23 protein-coding genes and 1 riboswitch are annotated in these 26,642 nt (G+C 36.2%); of the genes, 3 read left to right on the plus strand and 20 right to left on the minus strand.

The annotated features are described in order from the left end of the window. Positions 1-13: 13 nt before the first annotated feature. A complete protein-coding gene (locus tag ACN0NP_RS00300) occupies positions 14-1,414 on the plus strand; it encodes a PLP-dependent aminotransferase family protein (RefSeq protein WP_423217304.1) in 1,401 nt (466 codons plus the stop codon). Between the two features lie 181 nt (positions 1,415-1,595). Next, positions 1,596-1,771, plus strand: a riboswitch (glycine riboswitch). Positions 1,772-1,901: 130 nt separating this feature from the next. After that, the gene (locus tag ACN0NP_RS00305; RefSeq protein WP_423217305.1) at positions 1,902-3,233 is read left to right on the plus strand and encodes an alanine/glycine:cation symporter family protein; all 1,332 of its coding nucleotides are present in this window, start codon (positions 1,902-1,904) and stop codon (positions 3,231-3,233) included. Positions 3,234-3,268: 35 nt separating this feature from the next. Here ACN0NP_RS00305 and ACN0NP_RS00310 read toward each other — a convergent pair whose 3' ends face one another. From ACN0NP_RS00310 to ACN0NP_RS00395, 18 genes are all read right to left on the minus strand, one after another. Further along, the gene (locus ACN0NP_RS00310; RefSeq protein WP_423217306.1) at positions 3,269-4,090 is read right to left on the minus strand and encodes a Cof-type HAD-IIB family hydrolase; all 822 of its coding nucleotides are present in this window, start codon (positions 4,088-4,090) and stop codon (positions 3,269-3,271) included. A gap of 99 nt (positions 4,091-4,189) precedes the next feature. Further along, positions 4,190-8,110 carry a GBS Bsp-like repeat-containing protein gene (locus ACN0NP_RS00315; protein ID WP_423217307.1) on the minus strand — a complete coding sequence of 1,307 codons (3,921 nt, stop codon included), beginning with the start codon at positions 8,108-8,110 and terminating at the stop codon, positions 4,190-4,192. A gap of 142 nt (positions 8,111-8,252) precedes the next feature. Then, complete coding sequence (locus ACN0NP_RS00320) at positions 8,253-9,755, minus strand: glycoside hydrolase family 1 protein (protein WP_423217308.1); 1,503 nt, start codon at positions 9,753-9,755, stop codon at positions 8,253-8,255. Between the two features lie 95 nt (positions 9,756-9,850). After that, positions 9,851-10,504 carry an SGNH/GDSL hydrolase family protein gene (locus tag ACN0NP_RS00325; RefSeq protein WP_423217309.1) on the minus strand — a complete coding sequence of 218 codons (654 nt, stop codon included), beginning with the start codon at positions 10,502-10,504 and terminating at the stop codon, positions 9,851-9,853. Then, the gene (locus ACN0NP_RS00330; protein ID WP_423217310.1) at positions 10,505-11,329 is read right to left on the minus strand and encodes a Cof-type HAD-IIB family hydrolase; all 825 of its coding nucleotides are present in this window, start codon (positions 11,327-11,329) and stop codon (positions 10,505-10,507) included. Beyond that, entirely contained in the window at positions 11,322-12,143 is an 822-nt protein-coding gene (locus ACN0NP_RS00335) for a Cof-type HAD-IIB family hydrolase (RefSeq protein ID WP_423217311.1), read from the minus strand. Before ACN0NP_RS00335 ends, ACN0NP_RS00330 begins: the two co-directional genes overlap by 8 nt. A 148-nt stretch (positions 12,144-12,291) precedes the next feature. Next, positions 12,292-13,617, minus strand: a complete 1,326-nt coding sequence (celB, locus tag ACN0NP_RS00340) for a PTS cellobiose transporter subunit IIC (protein ID WP_074567206.1) — start codon at positions 13,615-13,617, stop codon at positions 12,292-12,294. A gap of 38 nt (positions 13,618-13,655) precedes the next feature. After that, positions 13,656-14,168 carry a hypothetical protein gene (locus ACN0NP_RS00345; protein WP_423217312.1) on the minus strand — a complete coding sequence of 171 codons (513 nt, stop codon included), beginning with the start codon at positions 14,166-14,168 and terminating at the stop codon, positions 13,656-13,658. Between the two features lie 22 nt (positions 14,169-14,190). Next, entirely contained in the window at positions 14,191-14,505 is a 315-nt protein-coding gene (locus tag ACN0NP_RS00350; RefSeq protein WP_004231937.1) for a PTS cellobiose transporter subunit IIA, read from the minus strand. Positions 14,506-14,523: 18 nt separating this feature from the next. Continuing rightward, positions 14,524-16,497, minus strand: a complete 1,974-nt coding sequence (locus ACN0NP_RS00355; protein WP_074567204.1) for a BglG family transcription antiterminator — start codon at positions 16,495-16,497, stop codon at positions 14,524-14,526. A gap of 50 nt (positions 16,498-16,547) precedes the next feature. Next, positions 16,548-16,865 carry a PTS cellobiose transporter subunit IIB gene (locus ACN0NP_RS00360; protein ID WP_021142392.1) on the minus strand — a complete coding sequence of 106 codons (318 nt, stop codon included), beginning with the start codon at positions 16,863-16,865 and terminating at the stop codon, positions 16,548-16,550. Between the two features lie 222 nt (positions 16,866-17,087). After that, on the minus strand, positions 17,088-17,426 hold the full coding sequence (locus ACN0NP_RS00365) for a hypothetical protein (protein WP_074533738.1): 339 nt from the start codon (positions 17,424-17,426) through the stop codon (positions 17,088-17,090). Between the two features lie 11 nt (positions 17,427-17,437). After that, positions 17,438-17,764 carry a hypothetical protein gene (locus ACN0NP_RS00370; protein WP_423217313.1) on the minus strand — a complete coding sequence of 109 codons (327 nt, stop codon included), beginning with the start codon at positions 17,762-17,764 and terminating at the stop codon, positions 17,438-17,440. Positions 17,765-17,883: 119 nt separating this feature from the next. Then, a complete protein-coding gene (locus ACN0NP_RS00375) occupies positions 17,884-18,189 on the minus strand; it encodes a hypothetical protein (RefSeq protein ID WP_423217314.1) in 306 nt (101 codons plus the stop codon). A 193-nt stretch (positions 18,190-18,382) separates the two neighbouring features. Continuing rightward, on the minus strand, positions 18,383-18,622 hold the full coding sequence (locus tag ACN0NP_RS00380; RefSeq protein WP_004231953.1) for a SemiSWEET transporter: 240 nt from the start codon (positions 18,620-18,622) through the stop codon (positions 18,383-18,385). Between the two features lie 89 nt (positions 18,623-18,711). Then, complete coding sequence (locus ACN0NP_RS00385; RefSeq protein ID WP_021142395.1) at positions 18,712-20,145, minus strand: 6-phospho-beta-glucosidase; 1,434 nt, start codon at positions 20,143-20,145, stop codon at positions 18,712-18,714. 109 nt (positions 20,146-20,254) lie between these two features. Further along, on the minus strand, positions 20,255-21,823 hold the full coding sequence (locus ACN0NP_RS00390; protein WP_423217315.1) for an ABC1 kinase family protein: 1,569 nt from the start codon (positions 21,821-21,823) through the stop codon (positions 20,255-20,257). Positions 21,824-21,835: 12 nt separating this feature from the next. Beyond that, entirely contained in the window at positions 21,836-22,123 is a 288-nt protein-coding gene (locus ACN0NP_RS00395) for a phasin family protein (protein ID WP_024344011.1), read from the minus strand. 258 nt (positions 22,124-22,381) lie between these two features. Between ACN0NP_RS00395 and ACN0NP_RS00400 the strand changes: the two genes are divergently transcribed. Next, on the plus strand, positions 22,382-23,308 hold the full coding sequence (locus ACN0NP_RS00400) for an AraC family transcriptional regulator (protein ID WP_423217316.1): 927 nt from the start codon (positions 22,382-22,384) through the stop codon (positions 23,306-23,308). Positions 23,309-23,393: 85 nt separating this feature from the next. On the opposite strand, the gene ACN0NP_RS00405 is transcribed toward ACN0NP_RS00400, so the two are convergent. After that, positions 23,394-25,307: a beta-glucoside-specific PTS transporter subunit IIABC gene (locus ACN0NP_RS00405; protein ID WP_423217317.1), complete on the minus strand. Its 1,914-nt coding sequence runs from the start codon at positions 25,305-25,307 to the stop codon at positions 23,394-23,396. Between the two features lie 338 nt (positions 25,308-25,645). Then, on the minus strand, positions 25,646-26,485 hold the full coding sequence (gene licT, locus ACN0NP_RS00410) for a BglG family transcription antiterminator LicT (RefSeq protein WP_423217318.1): 840 nt from the start codon (positions 26,483-26,485) through the stop codon (positions 25,646-25,648). Positions 26,486-26,642 lie beyond the last annotated feature (157 nt).

Below are 26,642 nucleotides of genomic sequence, written 5' to 3' on the forward strand. Positions count from 1 at the left end.
GATTGGAGAATTTATGCTTACATATTCACTAGATAATCACGGAAATATTCCGCTATACGAACAACTTTATCGTGCAATAAAACAGGATATTACAAGAGGTACTTTATCAGCTAACGAAAAACTTCCCTCAAAGCGAAATTTAGCCAAACATCTTGGAATATCAATGGTTACTATCGAAAACAGCTATCAACAACTTAAAGCAGAAGGATATATTTACAGTCTACCTAAAAAGGGGTTTTTCGTTTCTGAAATCAACCTGCACCATCCGCCTGTTGAAAAAACACTAAGGTTACTTTCACATCCAGAAACCAGGCCAGATGAAAATAAGTCTCTTTTACGATTAAGCAATAATCAAACTAATTCAGAAACTTTCCCATTTGCAACCTGGTCAAAAATTGTTAGACAAGTGCTAAATAATTGTCAAAACGAACTTGTCCAACCATCTCCTAGTAAAGGTATTCTTTTACTTCGACAGGCAATTGCAAAGCATCTTAACGACTATCGAGGAATGGCTGTCGATCCAAGACAGATTATCATTGGTGCTGGGACAGAGTATTTGTATACTATTCTCATTCAATTACTTGGGCTTGATAAAATAATCGCCTTGGAAGATCCAAGTTATCCTAAAATCCGAAAGATTTACCAGCAATTTAATATTAATCAAACCTACATTGATATGGAAAAAGACGGCATTAGTATTTCAAAACTAAAGCAAACAAAAGCTGAGGTTATTCACTTATCACCCTCTCATCAATTTCCAACTGGGAGTATTCTTTCGATTGGTAAACGTTACGAGCTTCTTAGCTGGGCTAATCAAGGAAATCGTTATATTATTGAAGATGATTATGACAGTGAGTTCCGTTTTCAAGGTCTTCCCATACCCAGTCTGCAAGAAATCGATACACTTGGAAAAGTGATATATATTAATACTTTTAGTAAAAGTCTTTCTTCTACGCTGCGAATTAGTTATATGATTCTTCCACCACAGTTACTTGAGCAATTTGAAGATAAGCTAAATTTTTACAGCAATACTGTATCGAATTTGCAGCAATACACTCTTGCTTATTTTATAAAGGACGGCTATTTTGAAAAACATTTAAATCGTATGCGTCTGTTTTACCAAAGAAAACGTGATAGCTTGATTCAAAAATTACTTTCAAGTCCACTCAAAAATCACATTACAATACATGAGGACGAATCTGGTCTGCATTTTATCATGACTATCACCAGTGATTTATCAGAAGAAAAAATTTGTCAACTAGCATTAGAAAATCATTTGTTAATGACTCCAATTTCACATTACTATCACGGGAAAAATAGGCTATTTGAGAAAAGTTTTATTGTCAATTATGCCAACATTTCTGAAAAAGAAAGTGATTACATCATTAATGTTTTATCAAAAATAATTCTCTGATTTTTTAATTTTTTATATTTTTCCCAAACAATTCAAAAAATAGGCTTGACAAAGTTCGGCTTTTACTTTATCATAGTAGACAAATCAAATAGCGAACCGAATGATGTCATTCAGGAGAAGAAAGCTTGCCTTTCGCCGAAGGAGTTACGCTCTCAGGTGTCATAGACAGGGACTGGGTGATGGACGGACTTCTGGAGAGACCTAGCCATTTTCAATGGCACTGGTATTCTTTAGTTAGTATGTTTTTAAGGACTAAGTATTATAATACTAACTTTGAGTACTGGATAGGCGCCGAAGGGGCAAGGCTAAACGTTTTGTTTAGCTCAAACTCTCAGGCAAAAGGACAGAAGATAAGAATCGATTAACAGGTAAGGTATATTATCTTTGTCAGTCTTCTTATCACTTTTCAGGAGTTATCTTAATGATAACTCCTTTTTCTTTTCTTAATGGCATCATAGGCGCTATATTAGTAGGAGACTATTCATATATGCTTAACTTTTTTACAATACTTGATGATATTGTCTGGGGTGCCCCACTATTGATTTTATTGGTGGGAACAGGGATTTACTTGACTATTCGTCTTGGTTTACTTCAGATTCTTAAACTCCCTAAAGCATTTAAATTAATTTTTGCTGACGATAAAGGGCAAGGAGATATTTCAAGTTTCGCTGCTCTTGCAACAGCCTTGGCTGCGACAGTTGGTACTGGTAATATTGTTGGTGTCGCAACAGCTATCAAGGCTGGTGGACCAGGAGCTCTCTTTTGGATGTGGATTGCTGCATTCTTTGGAATGGCTACCAAATACTCTGAAGGGCTTCTTGCCATTAAATACCGCACTCGTGATGATAACGGAGAAGTTTCTGGTGGACCAATGTACTACATTTTAAATGGTATGGGAAAACGTTGGAAACCACTTGCTATCTTCTTTGCCGTTGCAGGAATTCTTGTAGCTTACTTTGGTATTGGTACTTTTTCACAAGTTAACTCAATCACTTCATCTCTTGAAAATTCTTTCGGACTAGCACCGCAAATTGTTAGTATCGTAGTTGCAGTTGTGGTGGCCATTATTATCTTTGGTGGTATCAAGTCAATTTCTAAAGTTGCTGAAAAAGTGGTTCCTTTCATGGCAATCATTTACATTCTTGCTACTCTTGCTGTTATTTTCTGTAATGCTAACCAAATCATTCCAGCCTTTGGGCAAATTTTCTCTGGTGCATTTACAGGAACTGCTGCTGTCGGTGGTTTTGCTGGTGCTGTTGTAAAAGATGCTATTCAAAAAGGTATTGCGCGTGGTGTTTTCTCAAATGAATCTGGACTTGGTTCTGCTCCGATTGCCGCTGCTGCCGCTAAAACTGAAGAGCCTGTAGAACAAGGGCTTATCTCAATGACAGGGACTTTCATTGATACAATCATCATCTGTACATTAACTGGACTTTCAATCATCGTAACTGAAAAATGGACAGTTGCAGGTCTTGAAGGTGCTCCGTTAACACAAGCTGCCTTCTCTTCTCTTTTTGGAACTCCAGGAGCACTAGCTCTTACATTCTGTCTTGTTCTATTTGCCTTTACGACTATTCTTGGTTGGTCATATTACGGTGAACGTTGCTTTGAGTTTCTTTTTGGAACAAAGCACATTAAACTTTACCGAGTAATCTTTGTTATCATGGTTGCTCTTGGTGGTTTCTTGAAACTTGAGCTTATCTGGATTATTGCGGATATCGTAAATGGTCTAATGGCTTTGCCAAATTTGATTGCGCTTTTAGCACTTTCACCAGTTATCATCCGTGAAACAAAAAATTACTTTGCTCGTATGAAATAAATCAAACTCCTGAGATTTCTCAGGAGTTTTTTGTTTTAATGAGATGCTAAATATTTTTCAATAACTTGAAAAACACCAGATTTAGTATTTGCCGGAGCAATAAAGCGTGCTGTACTTTTCACACGTTCAGTTGCGTTTTCCATAGCATAAGAATATTCTGCTAACTCAAGCATGGCTAAGTCATTATCACCATCACCAAATGCCATGACTTGGTTGCTTGATATGTTTTCCAATTTCATTAGTTTTTTAATACCAAGTGCTTTATCGACACCAGGTAAAACAACATCAATGGCGCCAAAACCACTAGCCATAGGTACTAAATCTGGAAATTCTTTTTTGAATTCTTTTGTTACGTCTTCTTCCAACTTTTCAGGCAACTGCATGGTTAGCTTATTAATTGGCTCATTCGGAAGTTCAAACATTGAATCAAGAAGAATTACATTTGGAAAACTCGCATTATAATAAGCAAGTCTTTCAGGATTTCCAAGATTTTGACAATTGTAAGCGCCTTTTGTCATGTAAGAATGGTCAGGTGACGAGATGACCATATGATAATCATTAAAATGATTTTGATAAAAGTCCAAAAGGTGGTCGAACTGCTTTGATGTAAAATTTTTCAAGTACTTCGTTTCATTTTTTACAACCAAATGACTGCCATTTCCAACAACGTATGCAAGTCGCTCTGCTTGTTTGCCAAAAGCGAGTCTCATTCGAGAAATTTGATTTCCAGTAGCTACAACAAAAATTATCCCGCGTTTATCTAGCTCGTTAAGAATTTTTTCAAATCTTTCAAAATCATACTCACCTTTTCCGTCCAGAAAAGTACCATCCATGTCCACTGCAATCATTTTTATCATATTTTTCACCATTTCAAAGTATTCTAATACTATGATAGCAGTTTCAAAAATCTTTCGCAAAATAAAAACTGGAAGTTGCTTAAACTTCCAATTTTGTAATCATACATCTACTACTTTAACAAATGGATTACCTAAACTGTTGATATCACCTGCTTGTGTACTTTGTTCTCTCCAAAGAAGTGCAATTGGATACCAACCATTATTTGAAGCGTTGTATGGGTCGTAAACATATGTATTACCGTTTGAGTAGCCTTTAAGAACAATCTCATGACTAGTTCCCCACCCCCAAGGTGAGAATTTATCCATTTGAACAGCAGCTAAAACATAGTGCCCCTCTTTCAAGACGTTTGATAACGCTCCTTCTGAATGAACAACCGAAGTTTGCAAGCCCCAATTTTGAGCTCCCATTATCACACCTCTTCCAGTGGTTCCTGCACCACCACGATTATATTCAATAGTGTTGTTATAAAGGTAACTGCATACTGTTGTAGGGAGCACCTCATGACCTGTTAGTGCTGAAACAACCATTGCAACACTTGTCGGAGCACAAGCTGTTGCAGCCATTGTATAATACCCAAAATGTGTATTTGCCCAACGTCCATCACGTTGATTGTAGTATGGCGCGCTATAATTCGTACGTTTTACTGTGAAATCAGTTGATGTTAAGAAATACATTTGTCCATTATCAGACTGGTAAACATGTAAATGATAAGTGCCAGTTCCAGAATGATTTGCAACATTGATTAAACCGTTTGCTGAATTTCCCGATGTAATAGCATCATACCATCTAATGTCATCTTGACCGTTAACATCAGACCACACAGCATATTTAACGACTCCACTTGAATATACTCCTGAAATGCTTATGCCGTAGACACCTGTTCCTTTGTAATTAGTTGAAACACTAGCAGTTACTTGCTTATTATCTAAAGCGTATTGCCCGAGATTATAACCAATTGTTTCACCATCTTTTGTCTTGACATAAACATAAACAGTATAATTAGCGGGAATGTTGTGATGATATTTTTCATCGACAGTAATAATAACTTTGCCGTCTACAACTTTTGCAGAATTATACCAATGAAGATTTTTTTGATTTGGGTCTGACCAAGCAGCAACTGTAACACTTTGAATATCTTTTGAATTCTCAGTTTCTGCAATCACAACTTGTAATGTGCCTCTTTCAGAATCATGATTTTGAACAGTTACCGTTGGATTTGTAAGAGATTCATCAAAAATTAAATCAATTCCATCAGAACCCGATAAACAAACAAAAGAATGTGTCACTTCACTCGTACCATAGACATGAACATTATAGTGGCCTGATTCAAATTTATGATTTTTGGCATAGAACGTATACACATAAGAACCATCAGCTTGTTTAGTAGTATGATACCACTTGATATCATCCTGACCACCTTTTTCTGTCCAAGTTGGTAGTTGAATATCATGAATATAAACAGGAACATTTGAAATAGTTACTTTTGCTGAATAATCTGTCACCTTATCAATCTGAACAGCAACTTCTGGTTTTGAAATATCAAGACTAGTTGCACCAATACAAATCATTTTACCATTGACATTTGCATAAGTGTGTACGTGATATGTACCGTAGTCTCCTGTATACGGAGCCACTACATGTCCTGTGGTATCGCTGTACCACTTGATATCATCTTGACCGTTGACTTTTGACCAAACCGCATGAGACACATTTCCTACTTTTGCAATATCTTGAGGCATCGTGATTTCAATACCAGTTGCACCCAATTGGGCTGTAATGGCAATGTCTCCAAGATGATAATCACTAGTAAAACTTGTACCACCTAGACCTGTTAAAGTATTGGTGACACTGCTAATTCCGTAATAGTGAACATTATACTTGCCACTTTCAAAATTATGTTCAGCGACACTAAATGTTTTAGTGAATGTGCCATCAGATTGACGTTCTGCTGCATACCAGATAGTATCATCCTGACCACCCTTTTCTGTCCAAGTTGGTAGTTGAACACTTGTAATATAAGCAGGAACGTCTGACACAATAACTTTATAAGTTGTTCCACTTTCTTTTACGATACTAACTTTGGCACTTGGTTTTGGAATATCAATAGTGGTAGAGCCAATACAAATCATTTGGCCTTTGACATTCGCATATGTGTCCACAAAATATGTACCGTAGTCTCCTGTATATGAAGCCACAACATGACCTGTGCTATCGCTGTACCATTTCAAATCATCCTGACCGTTGACTTTTGACCAAACCGCATGAGACACATTAGCTAATTTTGCTACTTCTTGTGGCATCGTAATTTCAATACCAGTTGCGCCCATTTGAGCTGCAATGGCAATGTCTCCAAACTGATAATCACAATTAAAACTTGTACCACCTAGACCCGTTAAAGTATTGGTGACACTACTAATTCCGTAATAGTGAACATTATACTTGCCACTTTCAAAATTATGTTCAGCGACACTAAAGATTTTGGTGAATGTGCCATCAGATTGACGCTCTGCTGTATACCAGATAGTATCATCTTGATCATTTTTAGCCGTCCAGATTGGTAGTTGAACACTTGTAATATAAGCAGGAACATCTGACACAATAACTTTATAAGTTGTTCCACTTTCTTTTACGATACTAACTTTGGCACTTGGTTTTGGAATATCAATAGTGGTAGAGCCAATGCAAATCATTTGGCCTTTGACATTCGCATATGTGTCCACAAAATATGTACCGTAGTCTCCTGTATACGGAGCCACAACATGACCTGTGCTATCGCTGTACCATTTCAAATCATCTTGACCGTTGACTTCTGACCAAACCGCATGAGACACATTAGCTACTTTTGCTATATCTTGTGGCATCGCGATTTCAATACCAGTTGCACCCATTTGGGCTGTGATGGCAATGTCTCCAAACTGATAATCACAATTAAAACTTGTACCACCTAAACCCGTTAAAGTATTGGTGACACTGCTAATTCCGTAATAGTGAACATTGTATTTACCACTTTCAAAATTATGTTCAGCGACACTAAAGGTTTTTGTGAATATTCCATCAGATTGACGTTCTGCTGTATACCAGATAATATCATCTTGATCATTTTTAGCCGTCCAGGTTGGGAGTTGAACACTTGTAATATAAGCAGGAACATCAGACACTATAACTTTATAGGTTGTTCCACTTTCTTTTACGATACTAACTTTGGCACTTGGTTTTGGGACGTCGATTGTACGCCCGTTTAAACCTTTCATCTGACCATTAAGATTTTGGTAAGTATGAATGTTGTATAAACCATATGTGCCAGTATACTTAGCAATGGCATGGCCGTTACTATCAGCCGTATACCAAATCAAATCATCTTGACCATTGACCTCTGACCAAACGGCAAACATGATTTTAGCACCTGGTGTGATGGCTTCATTGTATTGAAGGTCAAAGCCTTTAGCGGTTAGAGTTGCACTTGTTGTTTCTGTTGTAGCACTTCCGGTTGCTCCTTTTTTATCCGCCTTCAGAATAATTTGATTGTCAGAAGTTACTTGATCTTGTTTTGCTAATTCAAGCGGAGTTTCAGTAATCGATTCTGAATTGTCAATTTCTGTACTTTCAATTTGTTTTTCTTGCTCACTTGACACTCCATTAGAATTACCTTCATTTGAAGTATCAGAAATGACATCATCACTTTTTAGTATTTGACTACTATCAGATGTTTCAGTTGTAGCAATCGTTGACGATTGAGACGTAGAATTACTTTGATTGTCATCAACAGTTTCATTTGTTTTAGAGACTTCCCCATCATTAGTTGTTGCTGTGAAACTGTCAGCTGTTTCAGTTAATGGACTATCAATCTGATTTTCTACATTTGACACATTTTCAATAACATTAGATGAAGTATTAGTCACTTCATCAGCACTGACACTTTCATTTCCAAAAGACACAATCAAAGCAGCCGATAGTAAAAGCGTGCCTATTACCCCATAAGCTTTTGATTTCTTAATTGTTCCATGACCTTTAATTTTCATAAGTTTCTCCTGTTCAAACGTTTTCATAACACAGCTTTATTCTATCATAATTATCGTATGAAAGTTACTAGAAAGCTGAATTTACAAACAAAAATCCCTTCCACCATAGGTGAAAGGGCAAAGGATTCACATTAATTTTCTATTATTTTTGTTCAGCTTCTTCAATAGCTTTTTGTCCATTTGTTGCAATTACATCTTTATACCAATAGAAGCTATCTTTCGGCGTGCGGTTAAGAGTACCATTACCTGCGTCATCCATATCAACATAAATGAAGCCGTAACGTTTACGCATTTCACCTGTACCTGCTGAAACGATATCGATACATCCCCAAGTTGTGTAACCGATAAGATCTACCCCGTTTGCAATAGCATCTGCCATAGCATTGATATGAGCACGGTGATAATCGATACGATAATCATCATGGATTGAACCATCTTCTTCAACAGTATCAAAAGCACCAAGACCATTTTCAACAACCATCAACGGAATTTCGTAACGGTCGTAGATTTTTTCTAGATAGTATTGAAGTCCTACTGGGTCATGTGCCCATCCCCAATCAGAGTATGTCAAGTAAGGGTTTTTGGCACCAGTCGAGAAGTTCCCTGCCACTTCTTCAACCCCAGTATGAGTAGTAACGTTGTTAGACATGTAGTAAGAGAATGTGTACATATCAACTGTACCACGTTTCAAATCTTCAAGGTCTTCTTCAGTGATATCTAACTCAACATTGTGTTCTTTCCAGAGACGTTTTGCATAAGTGCCATATTTACCTTTGGCTTGAACATCACCACAGTAGTAAATACCTGATTGCCATTTGTGTTCATTAGCCAAGATATCTGCAGGGTCACAAGTTCCTGGGTAGAATGTAATACCACAAATCATGTTACCAATCATAAAGTCTGGATTGATAGCATGTCCGATTTGGACTGCTTTAGCTGACGCGACAAATTGGTGGTGAAGAATTTGGTAACCTTCTTGATAATCAGCATCGGTTGCTTTTGCACCAAACATGTCAAGGAACATAGTTGTATTGTTGATTTCGTTGAACGTCAACCAATATTTGACCAAGTCTTTGTATTCGTTGAAAATCACTTCACAGTAGCGAACATAAAAATCGATGAGTTTACGATTCTTCCAGCCGCCATAGTTTTCTTCAAGAGCAAGTGGTGTATCAAAGTGCCAAATTGAAACAAGTGGTTCAATATTGTATTTACGACATTCTTCAAAAACTGAGCGATAGAAATCAAGTCCAGCTTGATTTGGTTCTTTATCATCACCATTTAGGAAAATACGTGCCCAAGAAATTGACAAACGGAATACTGAATATCCCATTTCAGCAAACATTTTAATGTCTTCTTTATAGCGATGATAGAAATCAACTGCCATGTGATTTGGATAATGTTCAGTATCTAAAACAGCGTGTTTTGCACCTTCAGGAATTTTACCATTGTGTCCCATGGCTGGTACTTTACCAGGATTACCATCTTTATCAATGTATGTCATGTAACGTGGTGAGTTAACGCTACCACCTGTAGTTACATCTGTAGCAACGAGTCCACGACCATCTTCATTATAGGCTCCTTCGGCTTGGTTTGCTGCGATCGCACCACCCCAAAGGAAATTTTTTGGAAATGCTTTTGTCATCTATTCATTCCTTCTTTCAATGTTTTACAATAATATTATACCGTCATTTGGAAGCGCAATCTTGCATTATTATCTTAGGAACTGATACTATCCAACTATAAATGCTGCTGAATAATTTTAGAAATGATAGTATAACCATCTATCGTCAAATGAAGACCATCAACTGTTAAGTCACGACATAATTGTCCAGATTCATCACAAAGCAAGTCATGAACATCCAGCCATTTCACTTTATCACTTGCCAAGTGAGAGAGAAATTTATTTAGTATTGAAATACTTTTATTACTTCGAAGACTTGGTGTGCGAATAAATTCAGGTGACTCATTCATCGGAAAAACTGACAGCAGAAAAATCTGTGTTTCAGGTAATTTTTGCTGAATCTTATCAATAATTTCACAGACAGTTTCACAGACTTCCTCTGGTTGTCGATTTTTCAAATCATTGACACCAATCAACAAAAAGACTTTATTTGGTTTCAAGTCTAAAATTTGACTGTCAATATGATCTAGCAATTGCAGACTATTGATGCCGTGAATACCACGGTTGTAAAGTTTCAATTCAGATTGAAGCATTTCATGGACTGGGAAAAATTCGGTAATCGAATCACCAGCAAAAACAATGTTTGGTTGTGAGGCAAGCTTATTAAGCGCAGCGTATTTTTCCCACAACTGCTCCTGCTGATCCTTTAGCACATACGCTCGAAATTCTTTGACATCACTTTTTTGATACAAAACTTGAAAATTAGTCATTTAGATTCCTCTTTCTAAAATGTTTTCAATCGCATTGAGCACGCCATCTCTTGCATTTGATTGGATAATGTAACGAGCAACCTTTTTAATCTCATCTGAAGCATTAGCAACAGCATAAGACTGCCCAGCTAACTCAAGCATTTCACGGTCATTACCGCCGTCACCAAAAGCAGCAACTTCTTCTGGTTTAATGCCATGTTTAGACATCAACGTTTGCACTCCCCAAGCTTTATGAATCCCAGTTTTGATAATATCAACAGCACCATAGCCACTTGCGACCGCACGCAGTTCACCTTTAAAAGCTCGATTAAATCGCTTTGTAACCTTTTTAGCGGACTTTTCACTAACGGTCATCGTGATTTTAACAATCGGGTCAGCAGGGCGTTTATGAAAATCATCAACTTGAACCATATTTTTGAAAAATTGTTGTACATCTTCTAATTCGAAATCAAAGGCTTCCATATCAAAATCAGTCCCAGTCATAACGTAAGCCGAATCAATCCCTGAAAGTACGATACGATAATCTTGAAATTTGTCATCAAAAAAATCAAGAACAGCATTTACCTGTTCTTCTGACATAGACTCACGCGCAATCACTTCACCATGATCAATAACAAGCGCTCCATTTTCAGCAACAAAATCGATGTTACCAGAAATTCCTGAAAAAATAGCATTCAAACGGTCCATGCGATTACCGCTTGCTACTACAAAAGAGATGCCTTTTTCAGTCATTTTATCAAGTAATTTTTGGAAACGTTCTTTGTCATATGCCCCTTTTGGATTTAAAAACGTTCCATCCATATCACTAACAATTAATTTAATCACAATCTGCCCCCTTCAAGAAATAATCTGACAAGACTCTCAGTACCCCATTTTCCTGATTTGATGGTGCTTGATAACTAGCAATATCTTTAATAGCCTGCGGTGCATTAGACATAGCAAAAGAGTACTTAGCTAATTTCATCATTTCAATATCATTACCACCGTCACCAAATACCATAAGGTTTTCTGGACCATATCCCCAATGATTGAGTAAAAAATCAAGCCCAGTTCCTTTATGAACATGTGACGGAATTACATCGATACAGCCAAATCCACTAGACGTTGCTGTTAGCTCATACTTTTCAAAAAGTGTATTGATTTCATTGCGAACTTGAAATGTTAATTCATCACGAACAAGCAAGGTCACTTTGAAAAAATCGTCATCAGGAATTGGATGAAGATTATCAACGTATTTTAATACAGGTAAATAGTATTGCAACATATTCTTTGCCTTAATCGGTGTTGATTTTGGAAGATACGATGAAGCTTTACCAGCTAAATTAATAATAGTATCAGGATACTTTTTCTCAATATAGTTTACCAAAGCTGATACAGCTTCTGTCGTTTCAAATTCTTCCTGTAACGTCTTTCCATTTTCAACAATGTGACCACCATTTTCGGCAACAAAAGACATCAAATGTTTGTGTTTTGGAAATTGCTTGATAATCTGACGATATTGATTACCACTTGCTACCACAAATTTAATACCTTCTTCAAGAAAATGATCAAAAAGACGTTCAAAGAGATCTTTATCGTATGTTTTTGAATCTGTTAAAAACGTTCCATCCATATCTGTTGCAATTACTTTTACTGTCATATGAGTCTCCTTTACTTTCATTATACGATAGATTCCTGAAAATTTCTTTGAATATCTTCAGAAAAAATAATACTATGATATGAAAAGTATCTTATTTTCTTTCATTTCAAAACAAAAAAAGAACGGGAAAACCCGCTCTTAATTTTTATTAAGCTTCTACGCCTTCTTCTTTGAGAAGTTTCAAATCATACATTTTAAGGAATGGGAACCAAACAAAGAATGCTGCTACAGCACAAACAAGAGCTGTAATAACGGCACCGATGTTACCACCTGATCCGATGTAAGCACCAAGACCGATTGGTGTTGGCCATGGAGTTTGAATGATAGATACAGCGGCAAAACCAAGTTTGATTGACCAATATGCGATTGAAGCACTCACGATTGGTGCCAAGATGAATGGAAGGGCAAGAATTGGGTTGTATACAACTGGAAGACCAAAGATAAGTGGTTCATTGATATTGAAGATTGCAGGACCCATAGCTGCACGACCAAGCATTTTAAGTTGAGATGATTTAGCTGCTACTGCAAGCCATACACAGGCAAGAAGCATTGCACCAGAACCACCCATGATAACGTATGAGTTTGAGAATTCACCGGCAAATGCGATGTGAGCTCCATCAACGTTTTCTGCCATGTTTGACAAAAGGATTGGGTTAACAAGCCCCATGACAATGTTAGCACCGTGAATACCAACAATCCACAAAGCGTGAACAAGAAGGTAAATAACAACAATACCAAGCCAAGAGTTTGCGATGTGTTTAACAAATCCAAATGGAATAGCAACAACGTTGTATATATCAGTACCAAGTGAAATGAAGATACCGTTGATGATAAGAACAACAAATGCAACAACTGCTGCTGGAATCAAAGCTGAGAATGAACGAGCTACACCTGAAGGAACAGCTTCTGGCATTTTTACAACCCAATTGCGTTTAATACAAGTTTTGTAAAGTTGTACAGCAAGAATTGCCATCAAAATAGCTGTAAACATACCTGAAGTTGACAAACGGTCTAGGCTGTTACCACCAACAGTCCAACCATTGATTGTAGCACCTTTAACGTTCAAGTATTCAAATGCACCATTTTTGACAAATAGTTGTGGAATTGTCAAGAAGTATGCAAATACTGAAAGCAAAGCACCGTAAACTGGATCTACTTCAAGTTCTTCTTCATCAGCGAAGATCTTTGTGTATTCATAACCAATAACAATGGCAAAGTATAGAGACAAGATACCCATTGTACAGTTGTAAGCTTGCAAGTAAAGTGGTGCAATCTTATCAACTGAGTTTGCCCAAATAGTGGCTAAGGCAGGAATTGGAAAGGCTTGTGGAATAATGCTCAAGACAAGGAACATTGACCCCACGATAGTAAATGGAATACTGGCCATACCAGCGGCAACAATTGCACGGACAGGACGCCAAGCAGATACTTTAGCCATTGGCCCCATCAAGTACTTTTCTAAGAATTCAAACATTTTCTTCTCCTCCTAAAAACTGTTGAATTTTTTATAAACTAATTAATTGATGCCAAATATTGTTGAATGCGGTAATATTGTTTGTCTGCATTTCGATTGATACGTCCAAGTTTTACTAACATCCATGATGCAATCATAATCCCGAGTAAAAGCACCACAAGAAGGAAAATTTGTGTCGTACCATTTTCAGACAAGAATGGATAAAAGTATGGATATTGATTAAATAAAGTAGCAATCATTAAAATGACATTTAATGCAATAATCGTTTGGAAATAAAATTGCGTTTTAACCGCAGGTTTTTGCTCCCTTGAATACATTTGCGATTGTTCCCACATACAAATAGCACCAAAAATCGCCATAAGAACTGGAATGATAACTAGACTGATTCGGCTGGCTGATAGAAACATCAAAATCCAGTACAGATTTACGAAAAAGAAGAAAGCAACCACATAACGAATGAGAAAATATCGTGTGTAATACATGTTTTTAATCCCATTTTCACGTCTTGTTGCATCTAATTCTCTTTTTTCTTTCTCTGTTAAAGCAGCCATAGCTATCCCCTTTCTTGCCTAACTAACCAAGTTTTTTGTATAGATTTAACATTTCAAGCGCCACTTCACGAAGTGTCATTGTTGTCATCAAATGGTCTTGGGCATGAACCATAATGATTTCAACATTAATCTCTTTACCACCTGCATATTCTTGTAACAAATGGGTTTGTGACTGGTGCGCTTTTAGCAGTTCATCATTTGATTCTTTCAACTTTTCTTCTGCTAGCGCGTAGTCTCCATCACGCATAGCATCGAATGCTTCGTGCACAATTGAACGAGCATTCCCAGAATTTAGAATAATTTCAAATGCTGCAACTTGCAATTCTTCTGAATTCATATAACTCCTACTTCCTTTTTAAATAGATAAAAATATTTTTTTAAATTCATCAAATGATTGGCAAGCTAACATTTGTTCTTGAAGTTTTGGATTATCAACCAAATCAACAATGGCAGATGTCAACTCTGGTAAGCCATCATTATCATGAATCGACATTGACATTAAAAAGATGATCTTAATTGAAGGATATTGTTCATCCCATTTGACACCATTTTTGACAATGGCTACTGCAAAGTGATGTTTGCTTCCGACGGCTTTTAATGGATGTGGTACAGCGATATTTTCGCCAAATACAATCGAGCTCATCGCCTCACGCTGTTTCATCATATCCAATAAACGTTTTTCAAATTGATCATTTTCATTAACTGAAATACTTTCAGCAAGTTTTTTCAAAACATCCTCTTTTGTCGCATCAGACATTAAGAAGAAATAATCTTCTGAAAAATAATCGTCAAAAACATCTTTTACACTAAGTTCAGATTGATGATCTTCGACATTTGCCATAGAAGTATTCAAATGAGCGATTCCCTGTTTAATATCTTTCAATTCCTCATCATTTAAAAAGACTGAAACCGTAAATACTGGAATGTTAAACATCAGATTTGATAAATCGATGGAAGATACGATAAAATCGATCCCTTTTAACTTTTCATCATTGATTTCGTAGTATCCGATAACATCCGTAATTGAAACTAAGTTCCCGAGCTCATTTTCAATTCTGCTCTTAAGCATTTGAGCGCTTCCGTAACCTGTAGCACAGATAACGAGAACATTGTATTTACGCTGTTCTTTGTAACGCTCTTTTGCCGCCATAAAATGCAGAGCAATGTATGCGATTTCATTTGGTGATAAAGTATAAGGACTGAAAGTTGGCATATTTGACACCACGCGCTCTGCTAACTGATACATGTCACGATAGTTGGCTTGGATTTCTGCTGTTAAAGGATTTTCCATAACAACTTTTCCTTGCAAACGAATGTACATAGTAGACAGATGAGCTAAAAGCCCTTCAATCAGTTGAAAATCATTTTTCACAGTTGGATTTATCTGATCAATACTGTCAATCAATTCCTGACGAACTTGCTCTTGCAAAACTTCAGAAATGTGACAAGAGTTCCCATGACCTTTTGACACCAAGTGAAGCGTAATGTAATCAACTTCTTCAACCGGAAAATGAATTCCTGTTGAAACTGAAACGCGTTTTAAAATATTTTCAGCAACACGTCGTTCTGCCAAGCCTCTCAGCACCACTTCATCATCAGACACCTTACTGATACGAAAACCTTCAGTAATACGTCTAATAGCTAAAGCAATATGGATGACCAAATTTTGAATCACAAAATCTGATAATTTAAGACCACCCTCCCGGCACTCATCAAGAACGATAATCGTTAACTCTTCAAAAGAAATCTTTTGGTTGAGCAACTCATTATCGACATATGAATGCATGGTATTGATGAAACCAGAATCGATAAAGTAATCCATAATGAATCGACGTTTATCACGTTCTTGCCCCATCACGTAAACACCCTTATTGGCTTTGCTTTCAATTTTTAAATGATACGGTTTAAACTTTTCTCTAATCTTTTTAAAGTCACTGGATAAAGTTGATCGACTTACAAATAATTCATCTGCTAAATCATCAAAATAAATTTCGTTTTGTTCAAACAACAATTTATTTAACAGAAAATTGTAGCGATCATTGATATCCGTTACACTTTGATAATTAAAATGGTGATCATTGATGTGATTTTCTTCCAAGAAATCAGCATAAGCATCATCGTCTAAGATATCAAGCTTATAACCGTATCCTTGCTTAGAAATCAAATCAAGTCCAGAATGATTATCTAATTTTTCAACTAGTGTTTTATAGTAAGTTCTAATTGTTCTATCCGAACATCCCATGTGCGCTGCTAGTTCTTTACTAGTTACAAATTGTTCTTTATCTTTTGTTAGATATTGAATAATTTGCTTTTCTTTTTTGTTTAACACAGAAAAGGACACCTCCAAACAACAATAGAACTATTATATCACATTAGGCATTAGATGTTTTCTTTCACCAAAGCTGCCATTTTTTCAATTCCCATTGGAATTGGAATGTAAGCTTGCGGTGGAATTTGAACGATTGGTTTGTTTTTCTTAGCAGCAGCATCTGCTAATTGTTTGAAGTTCATTTTTGTTTGTGGGCTGACAAGATACAAATCATATTTATCAGCTTCAATACGTTTTTGACCTTCTGGAACACCAACGGCATCCATTTCGATGTCTTCACCTTTTTCTTGAAGGTATGTCATCGTTTTTTTAGCAATCATTGATGATGACATACCGCCTGCACAGATAATTAAAGCTTGTTTAGCCATAATGTGAATCTCCTTTGTTTTTTGTTTACAATGATATTATATGAAAACGCATCCACTATGTAAACGTATTCTTTTTCCTTTGCAATACGGAAAAAATTCCTACTATTGCGGAAATTACTGTAAAATCTTGATTTTTTCCGCATTGAAAAATTTCCACTACGGAAAATACTTGTTTTTTTTTAGAAAAAAAAGGAGACAGACTAGAAAACTAGTCTGACTTCTCTAAAAGAAAGCTGGAATAAATAGTTTTGTGTAAATTACAGAAACTTGATTTTCTTGCAAACCTAACTCATTGATAATTAGCTTTTTAAGTTTTTCATCATTCACCTTAGAATATACACGATAGCCTTTAGAGTCCTTGTGAAGCAGTTGAATTGTTTCAGCAATTTTTTGATTTGTTAAAATATCTGGCTGCTTATCAAGATTTGAAAACTTGATAATATAGGGACCTCCCATTTGTTCACCTTGATTATCATAAGTTTTTCGATATTTACTTGTTCCAAACCAAGCAGCTGCAATTGCTACCAAAAAAAGTACAAGCCATAAATTAAAGTGAAGCATTTTTACATCTCCTACATCATACCAAGTGCACCAGATAGTTGTGCTGGGCGAATAAAGACCTGTTCATCTGATAAGTGATAGTCTGCCATTAAAATCTTTTTCAATTCCACATCGTTGAGGTGTGATTGAACACTGCAAATATCATCTGATGAGCTAACAACTCTAATTTTTCCTTTAAGGTGCGCATTACTTGCTAAATCAGGCAATGTTACCCCATCTTTCACCACCACTACGTAGTTATAACCAAAGGTTTTTGTCACCAATAGTTTTGCATGAACTGCGTAAATAGCAGCTGCAATAAAAGCAAGCATTACAATAATTCCTACTGTTTCTAACATCGTTAATCTCCTTATGCCTTTTATTCTGAAGTGTTTCTTAAAACTTCATTGACATTATAAGACATTTATACAAAAAAACAATTATTTTTTAAAACAAAATGTCATAAATATTAACTTTTTTATTTTTGAACTTCTTCGACAAGTACCTGAGTTGAATCTAAACCATAGTCTTTCATCAAGGTTGTTTTCAGCTCAGTATCATTAATCTTTGATTGTACCATACAAGTAACATCTGTCATTGAAATAATCTTAATTTTTCCTCTGAGATTATGATTTTTTCTCAAATCTGGTAACTTCAAGCCATGTTGCATAGCAATCGAATAATGGTAAATTGGACCTTTAGTTAGTCCAAGCTTAATCTGGGCAACCCGAACAATTGCAAAAACGAGCAAGAGTCCAAAAATAATTGCTAAAATCGTCACCATAATACCTTAAACACCTCCTGGTTCCTAACAGGAACACTCGAATTATACGATTACTATAATCTTTTTTGAAAGCCCTGTCAATTATTTTCTGCAAAGCTAAATTCTGTGATTAAATAAGAAGATTTTACAACATTTCTCTTGCAAAAAAAGCCTTCAAAACATCGATTTATCAACATTTTAAAGACTTTTAAGATTATTTATAAATGATTTTACAAATTAGGATAATTCCTGCTAAAGCAACAGAAATGGAATTTGCTACGATTAGAGCTGGATCTGAGACAGAAATGCCATGAGCCAACCATAATGCCATACCAGATACTGACATGGTATACATGCCAAGTGAAATTGATTCAACATCTTTTGTCTTTAAAACTTTAATCATTTGTGGTAAAAAACCAAAAGTTGTCAAACAAGCTGCAATATATCCAATCATGACTTTCTCTCTTTCTTACAACCATCTAAAAACCTTCGTGAGGTAAGAGATTACACCCTCACAAAGGTTTCATAAATAAATTAATAGTTTTAGACTTCTTCACCATTAGAAGCGATGACTTTTTTGTACCAGTCAAATGACAATTTTGGTGTACGTTTGTATGTGCCGTTACCTTCATCATCTTTATCAACGTAAATGAAACCATAACGTTTACGCATTTCACCCGTACTTGCTGAGACAAGGTCGATACAACCCCATGGTGTGTATCCCATCAAATCAACACCATCTTCGTCAACAGCTTTAATCATTTCTTTAATGTGAGCGCCAAGGTAATCAATACGATAATCATCGTGAACCATGCCGTCTTCTTCAACTTGGTCAATAGCACCAAAACCATTTTCTACGATGAAAAGTGGCAAGTGGTACATATCAGTAAACCAGTTCAAGCTATAACGAAGTCCTTCTGGGTCAATTTGCCAACCCCATTCAGAAGCTTTGACGTATTTATTTTTAATCAAATCTTCTGTTTCAAGGTAGTCAAAGTGAGGATTATTTTCACGGTGGGCATCAATTGCAAATGACATGTAGTAAGAGAACCCGATGTAATCAACAGTTCCTTCTTTCAAATCTGCCAAATCTTCTTCCGTCACGTCGACATTAATGCCTTTACGTTCCCAATACTTAAGAATGTGATTTGGATAGAAACCATGAACATGTACATCAGCAAAATAATAACGTTTTTCCATGGCTTTTTGTGCCATCAAAATGTCTTTTGGATTACATGTTGCTGGATAAATTGGACACATAGCAATCATACAACCAATTTGGAAATCAGGGTTGATTTCACGACCAATCTTAACCGCACGCGCTGACGCTACCAATTCATAGTGAGCTGCTTGGTACATAATCGCTTCGCGGTCATCACCTTCTTTGTAGACGATGCCAGAGTTTGTGAACGGTGCAAAATCTTCTTGATAGTTAGCTTGGTTATTGATTTCATTGAATGTCATCCAATATTTAACTTTATCTTTGTAGCGACGGAAACATGTTTCAGCAAAGCGAACAAAGAAGTCAACCAATTTACGATTTGTGAAACCACCGTATTCTTTAACTAAGTGATATGGCAATTCAAAGTGAGACAAAGTGACAACTGGTTCAATACCATGTTTCAAACATTCATCAAATAAGTCATCGTAGAATTGCAAACCTGCTTCATTTGGTTCTAATTCATCCCCATTTGGGAAAATTCGTGTCCATGCAATTGAAGTACGGAAGCATTTGAAGCCCATTTCAGCAAACAAAGCAATGTCTTCTTTGTAGTGGTGATAGAAATCAATTGCTTCATGGTTTGGATAATATTTTCCTTCAACAACACCATCAGTGATTTCACGAGGAACACCATGACGTCCTGCTGTCATCACGTCAGCAACACTGAGTCCTTTTCCTCCTTCTTTCCAACCACCTTCAAGTTGGTGAGCAGCAACTGCACCACCCCACAAAAAATTATCTGGTAACTTAGCCATTACATATCCTCCTTGTTTTTTACAATGTCATTATAGCAAGCGGTTACAAAAATAAAAATAGAAAAAATTTCCTAAGTCATTAGGAAATTCTATCTATCTTGTTTCAGTACTATTTTTTCAAAATGAGAAGTAAATCCCATACAAAAAGTAAACCAGACATAGCAAATAGCCCTATCGATACTGGAGTCATTTGTGGGTTAAAGCTCAAAATTACTGCTGCCATTAAAACAGCAAAAAAGAGAATGCTCACGACAAATCGATTAGCTACTCTATTAAAGAACTTAATGCGATTTGTGTAGTCGTACAGGTCATGATTAACTAAGATTCGTCCGTTTAGCACCTGCTCTAAAAGTTGATTGAGCCTGCGAGGGATATTTTTGCCATTTTTGAGTTGATAGAATAGCTCAATAAGCAAAGTTTCTTTATTCAATGCTTGTTTGAGCATATCTGGTCCCATATTTTCCAAGAAATAATTCTTAGCAAGCGTCATTAAATCAACTTCTGGTGCTAACTCTCGGAAAATTCCTTCGATTTGAAGCGCAGCTTTTTCCAAAATCGTAATCTGTGGCGAAGCCTTCAGACCATTTTTGACAAAAACATTAAGCAAGTCTTCAATCAAATCTGTAATAGATAAAGCACCGATATCAAGGCTAGAATACTTAGCAAGCATGCGTTCAACATCTTGGGCTAGCGCTGTTTTGTTCATCGATGTGTCGAAACTTGTGACTGCAAGAATTCCTTGCATCATTCCTTCAACATCTTGAGCCGTAAAACTATAGAGAATGTCATTTAAAGCCACGCGCATGCCATTTTCAAGTTTTCCCATGATACCAAAATCAATAAAATATATCTTACCTTCAGAAATAAAAAGATTTCCTGGATGCGGATCACCATGGAAAAATCCGTCTTTAAAGACTTGCTTGATAAAGCTTAGCATCAGCTTTTTACCAACATCTTCAAGGTCATAACCAGCTTTAACCAACTCATCATAATGATTAATTGGAATACCTGAAACGTAGTCTTCGACAATCATTCGAGGAGTCGTAAATTCATCATAAACTTCTGGAATAGCAACACATTTAACGTTTTGATTGAGATCCGCAAAAGTAATCATAGCTTGTGCTTCGTTACGAAAATCAATCTCACGTGTCAGACTTTCCTTAATCTGTTGCAAAACTTCAGGTAGATTGACCATTGGAAGAAGTGCTTTTGGAACACGTCTTGATAGTCGAATTAACAAAGTTAAATCTTGTTCAATAATTTCAGGTAAATGAGGTCGTTGAATCTTGATAATGACATCTCGACCATTTAACAAACGAGCGCGATGTGTCTGAGCAACTGAGCCACTTGCCAAAGGTTCTGGTGTAATTTCAGTAAAGTATGCTGAAACTGGACCAGAAAGCTCATCAGAAATGGCCTCCATCACCAGTTCAGTTGGCAATGGAAGCACATTACTTTGCAATTTACTCAACTCTTTGACATAAGCTTCAGGAAACAAATCACTTCGTGTTGATAAAATTTGACCAATTTTTACAAAACTTGGTCCTAGTTTTTCAAAAGCAAGACGTAATTTTCTTGGCGTTGACTTATCTTCTGTTGCTTTTCCTTTTTCGATTATAGACGTTAATCCAACTGAACTAAAAGCACCAATGATTTCTCGTAAGCGTCTACCTGACATACTCCACCTTTTCTAATTTAGGATATTTGATTTTTTCAACAATGCATCAATCTTGTCTTCAAGACGAGAAACATCTTCCTTGGTAGCGTATTGAATTGGCTTTGTTTTTCTATCAAGGTCAGTTAAGAATTCTTTTGCTTCGTCTTCACTTCGTCTCTTGAGTTCAGACTGTAATTCCTTTCCTTCGTCAACAGTGAGGCGTCCTTTTTCGACTAACTCTTTAACAAAAGCGTCAGCTTTTTCCAAAGTCATAGACGTCAAACCAATACCAGCTAAGAGAACTTTTTTCAATTCTTCCATGATAATTCCTCCTTGAACGACTTTTATTAACATTATGTTTACCCTTTCATTCTACTACTTTTGAATCAAAATAGCTAAAAAGAAGGGCAACCTTTCATGAAAATACCGTTAGCGCTTTTCCAAGCAATAATACTTTAATATTGATATTTTTTAGAAAAGCCATGAAAACCCTTTCTAGAATGCGCTTCCATTTTTCAAAAACTTTTGATATAATAAAAAGGTATTATAATACTATGATATGATTAGAAGGATTGTTATATGAATAAGATTAATTCTGCTCATGAAATCAAAATAGATGAAAGTAAACATCTATTGCCTTACGGCTACTACAGCACAGTCGTTGAAAATGGCCGTCCTGACGTGCTTTTTCACTGGCATCCAGAGGTTGAAATCAATTATATCTATGAAGGTTCAGCGCGTTTTCACATTGACTATGATTATTTTAATAGTCAAGCTGGTGATATTATCCTCATCAGACCTAATGGTATGCACTCTATTCACCCACTTGAAAATCAAAAACATGTGACTGATACTTTCCGCTTTCACCTAGATATGATTGGCTATTCAATCGTTGACCAAGTTAGTTTAAGATACTTGCAGCCTTTGCAAACCAGTCTTTACAAATTTGTTCCACGCATTCAACCTGATATGGAAGGTTACGAAGAAATCAAAGAATGCCTCTTCACTATCTTTGAACTTTCAAAAAATGAAGGACGTCACTTTGAATTGATGTTAAAATCGAAACTCAACGAATTTCTCTATCTACTCTTTTACTATCGTTATGTTTTGCAAAAAAATACTGACGATACTTACCGCAAAAACGAGCAAATTCGTGAATTGATTGATTTTATTAACAATAACTACCAAAAGAATCTTTCAATTGATTATTTATCGAAGTTTATGGGTTATAGTAAAACCCATTTCATGGCTGTTTTTAAGCAGCACACTGGTAGTTCATGTACTGAATTTATCATTCAAGTTCGACTTAGTAAAGCATGTGATATGCTAATTAATACCTCAAATCCAGTTCTTGAAATTGCAACAGCCGTTGGCTTTAATAATTTATCTAATTTTAATCGACAGTTCAAACGCTACTATGAATTGACTCCAAGTCAATACCGCAAACAATTCAGCAAACGAAAAGAAAGTCGAATCTTGATTAATCCAGCTAAAAACACTAAATAAACTAAGCCAAAACGGCTTAGTTTTTTTAATTAAATTCAGATATTTACTGCAAGAAAAAAAGAGCGCTTTTCGCGCTCCCTTTTTGTTAGGCGAGTGTAGTGAGGAGATAGTCGCCTGTAGTAATTTGTGTTTCTTGAGTTGTCAAAACATCTTCATAATCTGATGAATTTGTCACAATAATTGGTGAGATGACTGGAAGATTTGCTTTGCGAATAGTATCCAAATCAAACTCAAGTAATTTTTGACCTGCTTGAACTTTATCACCAACTTTAACAAGTGTATTGAAGCCATTACCTTCAAGTGACACAGTATCCATACCAACGTGAATCAAGATTTCTGCTCCATTTTCAGTACGCATACCAATAGCATGTCCAGTTGGGAAGACAAGAGTGATTTCACCAGATGCTGGTGCTGCTACTAAACCTTCAGCTGGATCAACAGCAATACCTTTACCCATAGCTCCAGAAGCAAATACTTCATCAGGAACATTTTCGAGTTTTACAACTTTACCAGAAATTGGGCTAGCAATGATTTCTTGTTTTAATTCTTTAAGTTCAGCAACTGGTTGTGCTGGTTTTTCTTCAGTTTTTGGAGTTTCATCTTTTGGTCCACCGTAAAGGTAAGGAACTGGGGCAACCATTTGAATGGCAAATGAGATAAGAATTGCAGCAAGTGTGAATGCAAGACCAATCCACATTGGAGTCATCCCTTTAGTTGGGCTAACCCATGCTGGGAATTGGAAAATACCCATTGCACCAAAAGCGTACATTTTAATATGGAAGAGTGATAGACCTGCACCAATCAAACCTGAAACTGCACATGAAATGTAGAATGGAGTTTTCATTGGTAGAGTAATACCATAAATTGCTGGTTCAGTAACACCAAAGATTGATGAAATGAATGCTGGCATTGCAATTGTTTTAACTTTTTGTTCTTTTGTTTTAAGCATAATTGCTGCAAGAACACCTGTTTGTGTAAAGTTTGGAAGAGCTGCAGCAAGAAGAATATCTGTCCATCCGTTTTGTGAGAATTGAAGCATTGCAAGTGGAACAAGTGCCCAGTGAAGGCCAAACATAACCATAACTTGCCACAAAGCACCAAGTAACAATCCATAAACGATTGGACTAAAGTTCATAATTGATGTAAAGGCATTTGAAATTAAATCAGATGCGTAGTTAGCAACTGGTCCCACAACCAAGAAAGTCAATGGAACAGTTACGATAATTGTAACAAATGGAACAACGAAAACTTTAACAACATCTGGAGTAATTTTCTTCATCCATTTTTCAATCAATGAACCAACCCAAACTGCCAAGATAACTGGCATTACAGTTGAAAGGTATGAACCTGATGAAGGTAATTCAAAAGGAATACCTAAAACGTTATTAACGCCTGCTTTTGTCAAAGTCGCAACAGTTGTTGCAATATCAGGATATACAAGTGCTGTAGCAATCGCTGCTGCTGTCCATTCGTTCATCTTGAATTTACGAGCTGAAGTAAATGCGATTAAGACTGGTAAGTATTGGAAGAAACCATCACCTGCAGCATTTAAAATAGCATAAAGTGCATTGTTATCTGCTGTCCATCCAAGAGTTGCACCTAAAATAGCAACTACACCTTTAACAATACCTGCAGCAGCAAGTGGTCCAAGGAATGGTTGGAAAATACCTGAAATCAAATCAACAAATCTATCAAAGAGATTTCCTTTTGGTCCGTCACCCTCATCGATATCAAGACTTCCTCCAGCAGCAATGCCACCAACTTTAAGAACTTCGTCGTAAACATCTGGAACGTGATTTCCGATAACAACTTGGTATTGGCCACCTGCTTTAACAACCGTTACAACACCGTCGCGTTGTTTGAGATAATCATCATCTGCTTTTGATTCATCTTTCAAATCAAAACGAAGACGTGTGACACAATGTTTTAAGCTGTTGACATTTTCTTTACCACCAACGTGTGCTAAAATGTCTTGAGCTAATTCAGTATATTTAGCCATAATTGGCTCCTTTCTAAGTAACAGAAAAAACCTAAATAAACACCAAACAACTTCTTGCGCCCAATCGGTAACGCCGAAATTATCTCGTATTTATTTAGGTTTTGCCTGCTTATCAGTAACAATCCTTTTAACAGTTCTTAGTATAGCATGCGCTTTCATAAAATGCAAGCGCTTTTTTGAAACTTTTTCTAGCATTTTAAACCGTTTTCATAAAAATGAAAGCAAAAACTTTCTTCATTTCCTGCTACTTCAAGTTTTTTCAGCGCTTTCCAAAAAATTTTCATCATAAAAAATTTTTTAAAAAAATCTTCTCGAACTCAATTCGAGAAGATTTAGACTTAATTACTACTAGTTTCTAAACGTTGAATATGGATGGTAATATAGACCTGCTCATCTTTGCTCATTAGAAAATCGTAGCTACTTTCAACATAGTTTTTAATCTTTTCAGAACACGAAAAAGCCACAGGATAGTTTAATTTAACTTGTTCGTACAAAAAACTATCATTTTTCCCTTGAACAACGCCATTAACAACACGTTGGGCAAAATACTGAATATGAGTAATGAAACGATTGTAACTAACCGAATCCTCATCAACGACTTTACCATAGAACAAGCGTACAATTCCCAAAATATCTGTTACAATTTTTGAAATTTGATAATTTTGTTCTATCATGCCAGAATCCTTCTGAGCATTAATAAAATGAAGTGCAATTGATGAGATTTCATCATCTGGAAGAATGACACCCAATTTTTCAAAGATAATCTTCAAAGCATCACGTCCCAATTGATACTCTTTTGGGAAAAATTTTCGAATTTCCCAAGATAGTGGATTTTGAATCGTTAAATTCTCACGATTTCGTTGAAGTGTATAATGGAGGTGGTCAGCAAGCGCTATATAAAAGGCTGTATCAAAAGTTGTATCAAGAACCTTTTGTCCATGCTTGATAATATCAAGAACTACCTCAGTCTCTGCTGGAGACAAATCAACATAGACACGTGTCAATTCATTAGTAGCTTTGCTGTCTTGCATAACAAATGTTTTTTCAATTAAAGATGCATCAATCTCATCACCTGGTTTCTTTTGAAAACCAAGACCTCTCCCCATTACGATGATTTCTTCGTTGTTGTCACCTTTAACCAAAACAACATTGTTATTATAGACTTTATCAATCCTCATTATCTACTACTCCCTCAAAAAAATTCGGAAAGAAAAGGCAAAACTAATGTACACAAAAGGCAATGCCAAATTGACATTTTCTTTACACTGTACATTAGGTTTTGCCTGCTTAACCAGTAACAATCCTCTTACGCTATCCATTGTATCAAAACTTTTA

Origin of the sequence: Streptococcus equinus (assembly GCF_049393805.1) — a bacterium.
GTDB classification, from domain to species: Bacteria; Bacillota; Bacilli; order Lactobacillales; family Streptococcaceae; genus Streptococcus; species Streptococcus equinus.